Origin of the sequence: Nostocoides sp. (assembly GCF_035343835.1) — a bacterium.
GTDB classification, from domain to species: domain Bacteria; phylum Actinomycetota; class Actinomycetes; order Actinomycetales; family Dermatophilaceae; genus Nostocoides_A; species Nostocoides_A vanveenii.
This window is the reverse complement of record NZ_DAOQZV010000153.1, coordinates 1-7,674: the sequence shown is the minus strand read 5'-3', so window position 1 is coordinate 7,674 and position 7,674 is coordinate 1. Positions and strand designations below refer to the sequence as shown.

4 protein-coding genes are annotated in these 7,674 nt (G+C 70.3%); 1 reads left to right on the top strand and 3 read right to left on the bottom strand.

Annotation, left to right across the window (positions count from 1 at the left end; all coding sequences use genetic code 11):
* Positions 1 to 77: 77 nt before the first annotated feature.
* The 3 genes from PKH97_RS11220 to PKH97_RS11210 all read right to left on the bottom strand — a co-directional run bounded on the left by PKH97_RS11220 (position 78) and on the right by PKH97_RS11210 (position 5,424).
* Positions 78 to 2,999 (bottom strand): alpha/beta fold hydrolase, encoded by a 2,922-nt coding sequence (locus PKH97_RS11220; RefSeq protein WP_324387521.1) that lies wholly within the window; start codon positions 2,997 to 2,999, stop codon positions 78 to 80.
* 210 nt (positions 3,000 to 3,209) lie between these two features.
* On the bottom strand, positions 3,210 to 4,913 hold the full coding sequence (locus tag PKH97_RS11215; RefSeq protein ID WP_324387520.1) for a formate--tetrahydrofolate ligase: 1,704 nt from the start codon (positions 4,911 to 4,913) through the stop codon (positions 3,210 to 3,212).
* 43 nt (positions 4,914 to 4,956) lie between these two features.
* Entirely contained in the window at positions 4,957 to 5,424 is a 468-nt protein-coding gene (locus PKH97_RS11210) for a hypothetical protein (protein ID WP_324387519.1), read from the bottom strand.
* 309 nt (positions 5,425 to 5,733) lie between these two features.
* On the opposite strand from PKH97_RS11210, the gene PKH97_RS11205 reads away from it, so the two are divergent.
* Positions 5,734 to 6,996 carry a GNAT family N-acetyltransferase gene (locus PKH97_RS11205; protein WP_324387518.1) on the top strand — a complete coding sequence of 421 codons (1,263 nt, stop codon included), beginning with the start codon at positions 5,734 to 5,736 and terminating at the stop codon, positions 6,994 to 6,996.
* Positions 6,997 to 7,674 lie beyond the last annotated feature (678 nt).

Genomic DNA, 7,674 nt, shown 5'->3' with positions numbered 1-7,674 from the left:
CTCGGCGCGCAGCGGCAGTGCCCGGCGGCCCCGGCCGATCGCCTCGCCGGCCAGGCGCTCGGGTGCGGGTGTGTTGCTCATCGCGGCCTGATCTGTCGGAGTCGGTCGGTGCGGGTGTCGACCCCGCTGGTAGCACCGTCGTGGCCGTCGTGGCCGTCGTGGCCGTCGTGGTTGGCCGGGCCGGCGTGGCCGGCCTGGCCGGGTGAGCCCGGGCCGCCCACCGCGCGGTTGCCGGCGAGGACCGGTCTGCCGCCCGCGATGGTGTCGAGGAAGACGTCCTCCAGGTGCCGATCGCGCGTCACACCTAGGTCGGCCACGGCGCCGGCAGCCACGACGCGCCCGGCCTGCATGACCACGACGTGGCTGCAGGTCTGCTCGACCTCGGCGAGCAAGTGACTGGAGACGATCACGGTGCGGCCGGCGGCGGCATACGTCTGGAGGATCGGGCGCAGTGCGGCGATCTGCGGCGGATCGAGGCCGTTGGCGGGCTCGTCGAGGATGAGCACGGCTGGCCGCCCGAGCATGGCCTGGGCGATGCCAAGCCGCTGTCGCATACCGTGGCTGTAGGAGCGCACTGGCCGGTCGATCGCACCGCCGAGGGCCGCCACGTCGAGCGCCTCCTCGAGGTCGGCCTCGTGGGCCGGCCGCCCGGTTGCGGCCCAATAGGCGTGCAGATTCTGCCGGCCGGTCAGGTGCGGCACGAAGCCCGGGCCTTCGATGAGCGTCCCGACATTGGCGAGGACGGCGGCGCCGGGCCGTACGCGTTGGCCGAGGATGTGCGTCTCGCCCGCGTCGGCGCCGATCAGGCCGACGGCCATACGCAAGGTCGTGGTCTTGCCCGCGCCATTGGGGCCGAGCAGGCCGACGACCTGGCCGCGCTCCGCGCGCCAACTGACGTCGTCGACGGCGCGATGCCCGTCGCCATAGACCTTGACCAGACCCCGCACCTCGAAAGTCACCGGCGTGTCCGCGTTCCCAGCCCGTATGTCACGGGTCCCCTCTTCGGCCGCGACCGCCTCCCCGAGCTGACCCATCCCGCCGGCCGACGCCTCTTCCCGAGCCGGTATGCCGTGGCTCCCCACCCCGGCAGCCACCACCTCCTGAAGGTGGCCGGGATCCTCGTCGGGTCTCCCGGGCGAGGGGTCAGGCGTCGACTCGACGCGCGGCCACGGCGCGGCGAAACGATCCGGCCTGCGGCGTCGGCCGCCGCGGACCAGAGCGGCACCCGTGAGAAGCGCCAGCAGGGCAAGCGTCGCCGCGGCCACCCAGGCGGTCTCGCGATCCACGAGCGCCGGGCCGCCGAGGGGTGTGCCGTCCGCAACCGGAAGGATCAGGGCCGGAGAATCAAGCGTGATGGCATCGGTCCTGGCCGCAACCGGGCCTCGGTAGGCCGCGTCGGTGGCGCTGATAAGCACCCGCCATGTCGAGCCAGCCGGCAGTTGCCATGTCGCCATCGGCAAGGTCACCGCCACTGTTGTCCGACGCCCGGGCTCGGTTGCGAACCGCAGGGGCGCGGTCAGCGGCCGGACCAGGCGCGCAGACTCGCCCTGCACCTGCCACAACGAGGCATAGAGCGTGACCTCGCTGCCCGACGACGTCACATCGAGCGTCAGCCAGGGAGCGCCCACCGCCGTGAGTGACTCGGTCAAGCGACTGGTGTCGAACGCGACCGACTGGCCAGGCAGTGCAGCGAGCGAATAGCTCGGCGCCGCAGACAGATCCGGCCCCGACGGCACCGATGTGATCGCCGAAGGCACGCCGCCGGGCGGGTTCAGCAGCCGGCCGCCGCCGACACCATGCAAAGCCAACTCCCGGCTCCCAACCCGGCCAGCCACGGCGGCCGGGTCGTAGGCCGGCAAGGAGAGCACGCGGGCCGCGTTCTGGCCGCGGCGCGGGCGCACGGCATACGTGAAGGAGGGGATCGGCAGCTCGGATTGGCGGGAAATGCGCTGCCGCAGTGCGCCATTCAGCCACGTGTCGATCGATGCTGTGACGTCTTCGCGTTCGGAGCGCGCTGCCGCCGACCCGGAGCCCACGGTCGCTGCCGCGTCAGTGCCGCTCCCGTCGTGGCCGCCGTTGGTCCAGCGGACCGCCACGGGGACGCCGTCGGCCAAGAGGGTGCGCGCGGTCGCGTCCGCCTGGTCGATCCCGAAGAGTGTGTCGGTCATGCCCTGGACGAGATAGACAGGCGCTTTCACCCTCGCGAGATCCGTTGCGGGACTGTGCTTTCGGAGCAGATCAAGTAGAGCGGGACTGGGCTGCCCGGTCTCTGCCGCTCGGACGAACTCGCGGCACAAGGTGGGCTCGAAGCGTCCGCACGCCCCGCTCGCGTCCGCGCCGCCACCTGCGCCGCTCTGCGAGCCGATCAAAAAGGCGGCCGCCCAGAGTTGCTTGAATGGCCCCGGCGTCGCCGTCTCCCCAGCGATGGCGGCAGCATTCGGGAAGAAGGCATCGGCCAGGTCGTGCCACGTGATCATCGCGACCACCGAGTCGACGCGCGGGTCGCGCGCGGCGGCCATCAGGGCGAGCGCGCCCCCATAGGAGCCGCCCATGACCGCCACGCGCGGGTCCCCGCTCGCGTCCCGCAAGACGCGAGCGTTCGCGCCGAGCGAATCGATCAACGCCGAGGCATCGGCCACCTCGTAGGCCGGGTCCATCAGGTGGATCAAACCGCCCGATCGCCCGAAACCCCTAGCCGTATAAGCAAGTACGACGTAGCCCTCGCTTGCGAGGCGCTGAGCGTCGGCTCGTAGGTCGGCCTTGCTGCCGCCGAATCCATGCGCCAGCAGGACCGCTGGCGCAGGCGCGTGCGACTGCGGCAGGTACAGGTCGGCATCCAGGGTCACGGCCGACCCGTCGGCTTCGGCGCCGACCGGGATACGCAGTGACTGAGGCGCGATCGGCGCCTGCGGGTCCGGGCGCAGGCTCCACACGGTCATACCGGCAATGATCGCGAGCACGGCGACGACTGTCGCGAGCAGGGCGCGCCGTCGGTTCATGGGCAGATTGTGCGGCACGGCCCTGATAAGCGCAGCCGAAGGCCGGCGCAAACCCGTCGTGCTGGCCGAGCGCGGACGGCTCTAGGGCCCGCCTGCACCGCTTCGCCACGCATACCGGCCTTCGTCACCCATACCCGCGTCCCACGGGGTGTAGGCGTGGCGACGCGGGTGCACAGGTGGCGAAACGGTGTCGAGGCTCGCCCGCACGGGCTAACTCAGGCCGATGATGGCGCCGTCGGGAGTCAGGTCGATGCGTTCGGCGTTGGGGTGGCTGGACAGGCCGGGCATGGTGCGCATCTCGCCGCAGATCGCGTAGACATAGCCCGCGCCGGCCGCCGCGCGCACCTCGCGCACCGGCAGGCGCCACCCGGTGGGGGCGCCAAGCAGCTTGGGGTCGGAGGAGACCGACAGGTGCGTCTTGGCGATGACGACGGGCAGGGCGCCGAAGCCCAGCTTTTCGTATGCCGCGAGCGCGCTCGCCGCTGCCGGCAGCACGTCGATCCCCTCGGCCCCATAGACCTTGCGCGCCACCGCATCGATCTTGTCGACGAGCGGGGCGTCGAGTTCATAGGTGAAGCGGAAGTTGGTCGGCCGGTCGAGGGCTTTGAGCAGGGCTTCGGCGAGGGCTTCGGCGCCGGCCCCGCCCTCGGCCACGTGCCGGGTCACGGCGACATCGATGCCGAGACGCTCGGCCGCGTCGATGACGACCTGGTGCTCGCTCGCGTAGTCGCTCGGGAAGGCATTGATCGCCACCACGGGCGAGACCCCGAAGGTGTTGACGATCTCGATGTGCTTGATCAAGTTCGGCAGGCCCGCGCGGACATCGTCCGGATTCTCCTCGAGCATCTCCGGCGGCAGGGGCTTGCCGGCCTTGACGTCAAAACGCCCGGAGTGCGTCTTCAGGGCGCGGATGGTGACGACGAGGACCGCGGCGTCCGGGCGCAAGCCGGAGACCCGGCATTTGACGTTCATGAAGCGCTCGCACCCCATGTCCGCACCGAAGCCGGCCTCGGTCAGGACGATGTCGGCGCGCCGCGTGGCGACGAGGTCGGCGACGATCGAGGAGTTGCCGGTGGCGATATTGCCGAAGGGCCCGCAGTGGATCAGCGCGGGCGTGCCCTCGAGTGTCTGCAGGAGGTTGGGGTTCAGCGCATCCTGGAGGATCACGGCCATCGCGCCGGCGGCGCCGAGGTCGTCCGCGGTGATGGGGCGGCCGGCATACGAATAGCCGATCACGATGCGGCGCAACCGTTCTCGGAGATCTTCCAGTGAGGTCGCGAGCGAGAGCAGGACCATCACCTCGGACGCGGCGGTGATGTCGAAGCCGCTCTGGCGCGGGACACCGTCGACCTTGGAGCCGAGACCGACGACGAGATTGCGCAGGGCGCGGTCGTTGACGTCGAGCACGCGACGCCAGGTGATGTTGTGGGGGTCGATCTGCAGCTGGTTGCCGTGGTGGAGATGGTTGTCCACGATCGCAGCCAGCAGATTGTGCGCGGCGGTGATCGCGTGGAAGTCACCGGTCAGATGGAGGTTGAGCTTGTCCATCGGGACAACCTGGCTGTAGCCGCCGCCGGCGGCCCCGCCCTTGATCCCGAAGGTCGGCCCCATCGACGGCTGGCGCAAGGTGACGGCCACATTCCGGCCGATGCGAGCTAGGCCATCGGCGAGCCCGACCGCGGTCGTCGTCTTGCCCTCGCCGAGCGGCGTGGGAGTGACGGCCGAGATGACGACGTACTTCGCGCGTTGCTGCGTCGGCTGGCCCGGCGCGGTGAGGCAGGCGAGGTCGATCTTGGCGACCGAGCGGCCATACGGCTCGACGAACTCTTCGGGAATGCCGAGCCGGCCGGCGATCTCGACGGGCGGGCGGAGACTGGCAGCGCTGGCAATCTCAATGTCGGTGGGGATACCCATGCCCGTATCTTGCCCCTCGTGCCTCCCTGACTCGGCACGCAGGTCAGAAGGACACGAGCCTCGGCACCAACGAGACGGGCTGGCCGTATGCCCTTGCCCCCCAGCAGTAGGACCGTCGCGCTTTCACGGCGCAGCCACCCATGCTCCCCATCGCCAGTTGCGTGACACCACTGGTCAGTACCTTGGCAGGCGCCGGAGTCAGTGAGTCGCGCTGATCCCCAGATGCTCGCGAGCCTTTGTCGCCATCGCCCCAGCACAGCAGAGCGCCCCTTCGGACGGCGCACGTCGTGCCCTCGCCGACCGCGATCGAACTGATGTCGCTGGTCAGCCCGACAACCTGGGCGGGAGTCGGGACGGCATACGACATCGACCCATTGCCGACATTGCCTGCGTAGTTGTGCCCCCAGCACTTGGCTGCTCCGGCCGTGGTGATGACACACACGGTTGCCGAAACGCCGTCTGCGCTGACCGAGCGGACGCAGCGGCCGAGGCTGGAGACCGGGACGGGCACACAGGAAGCCCGCCGTGACGAGCTTGACGTCCTGGGCCGGGCCGGCCTGCGCCGGCGCAGCGACGCCTGCCGTCGCCGCTGCCAGCGTCAGCGCCGCAAGGTGGTGCGTTTCCGAACCATGGCTTCCCCTTCGCCGTGCGAGGTCGCCGGCCCCTGCTGGCAGACGCCCCTGCGAAAACTATGCCGAAACGAGGTAGCCGACGGGGGCTTGCGCGGCCAACGGATGCGCTCGTCCTCTCAGAGCAGCGCGTGTTGTCGCACGGGCGATATCGACTTGCCGCATTCGGAGCGCGTTGCCAGGGTGGAGGGGTGAACGGACTACCGGTCGCGTATCAGATGCGCGCTGCAATCGACGCGGACGCGGCCGCTCGCGTCGCCCTCGATGACATCGTCTGGGCAGGTGATGGCGGCGGGCCGGCCGATGTGCGCGAGGCGGGGTCGCGGCCGCGCGGAGCCCTCGTCGTTGAGTATGACGGCGACATCGTCGGTGCGTGCGGATCGCGCGAACTCTTGCTCGGGCTCCCCGGCCCGTTGGGCGGTGTGCGCGCGGTGGCCGTCGAGGGACTGACTCAGGTGGGGGTGCATCCGGATCACAGTCGCCGGGGCGTCTTGCGCGCGATGGTCGGTAGCCACCTGGAGTGGACGAGGGCGAGCGGTCGGACGCTCGCGGTTCTGAAGGCATCCGAGCCGGGAATCTACGGCCGGTTCGGTTATGGAATGGCGTCGGTCGCGGCCCTGACGTCATTCCCCGCCGGGACGAAATGGACTGCGCCCCAAGGGATTGTCGATCTGGCAGAAGCGACCCACACCGCCATGGCCACCGCCGAGCCCGAACACGCCGAGCGCCTGTATGCCGTGTGGTCGGCGTGCGCGAACGTCCACCTTGGGATGGTCGTGCGCAGCGACGAGGACATTGCGCGACTGACTCGAGATGTGCCGGAGTTGCGCGTCGGCAAGGAGCCCCGGCGCCTGATGTTTGCCACGCGGGAGGGGGTCGACGTCGGGTTCGCGTGGTTCCGTCGCGACGGCGCCTGGTCCGCCGGCCGGCCCGCCGGGACTGTCGACGTCACCTGGTTCGCGGGCGTCGACCAGGGCGCACGACTGGCGCTGATGCGCAGGCTTGTCGACCTCGACCTCGTGACCTCCGTCGTCAACTGGGTGGCTCCCGACGACCCCCTGGTGACCTGGCTCGGCTCCCCGCGGGCGCTTGACGCGCGAACCACCGATTCGGTATGGCTGCGCATCGCCGATCTGCCCGCCGCCGTTGCCGAACGGGGGTATGCCGCGCCCTGCGACCTCCGGATCGAGGTGCGGGATCACGTCATACCGGCGAACGACGGCGTATGGCGCGTGGTCGCGGACGCGACCGGCATCGGTCGCGCCGAGCGCACCGACGGGGCGCCGGACCTCACCCTCGACATCGCCGACCTCGGCGCTTGTTGGCTGGGCGGTCAGACCATCGGCGCCCGCGCAGAGGCGGGGTTTGTCGTCGAGCACCGCCCGGGCGCCGTGCTCGCGCTGGACGCCGCGCTGCGCACGCTCACCCTGCCCGCTCAGGCTGCCGAATTCTGACGGGTTCCGGCCCTTATCCCCGCGAGTGCAGGGCGGACACGTGAAGGCGTCACGCGGAGCGTCGTAGACGGGCTCATCCCCGCGCGGGGGCGGACGGGGTTGTTACCAATCGGAATCGGTAACAGTCGGGCTCATCCCCGCGCGGGCGGGGCGGACGACACCGCCAAGAAGAAGTCGACGCGCGGCTGGGGCTCATCCCCGCGCGGGCTTCTCAACTACGCCGGAGAGGCCGCCAAAGTCATCCACGCGGACCTGCGGGCTGACGACGAGCCGGTGCGCAAGCCTCAATGTCGTGTCGTCGACCCCCTCGCCGTCAAGTCGTACGCCGTTCGGCCCCAACTGGCGGCCGCTGCGGCAGCGACGACCAGATAGCCGACAAGTATCAATGTCCGGCTGCGTCTGAAAAGTTAGGCGCTAGCCGTCGGGTGGCCATTGGCGAGCCTCAGGAAATCCCCGCGCTGGCGGGGCGGGAATCTTCGTGGTGTTCCTGCTGCACCTCAAAACGGCTCATCCCCGCGCAGGCGGGGCAAGGTCGATGATAGATCGCACGTGCGACATCCGCTTTCGACCACATCGGGGCCGCGGCCGCGCCGGCCGCCGCCAAAGGCGTTGGGCTTGGACGCTCAGGGGGTGGTCAGGCGGCATACGGACTCGGTCGCGCACGGGAACCGCGTAGAT

Coding starts and splice junctions, on each gene's coding strand:
- PKH97_RS11215 (WP_324387520.1), bottom strand. CDS start 4,913: ATGGGTATCCCCACCGACATTGAGATTGCCAGCGCTGCCAGTCTCCGC.
- PKH97_RS11220 (WP_324387521.1), bottom strand. CDS start 2,999: ATGAACCGACGGCGCGCCCTGCTCGCGACAGTCGTCGCCGTGCTCGCG.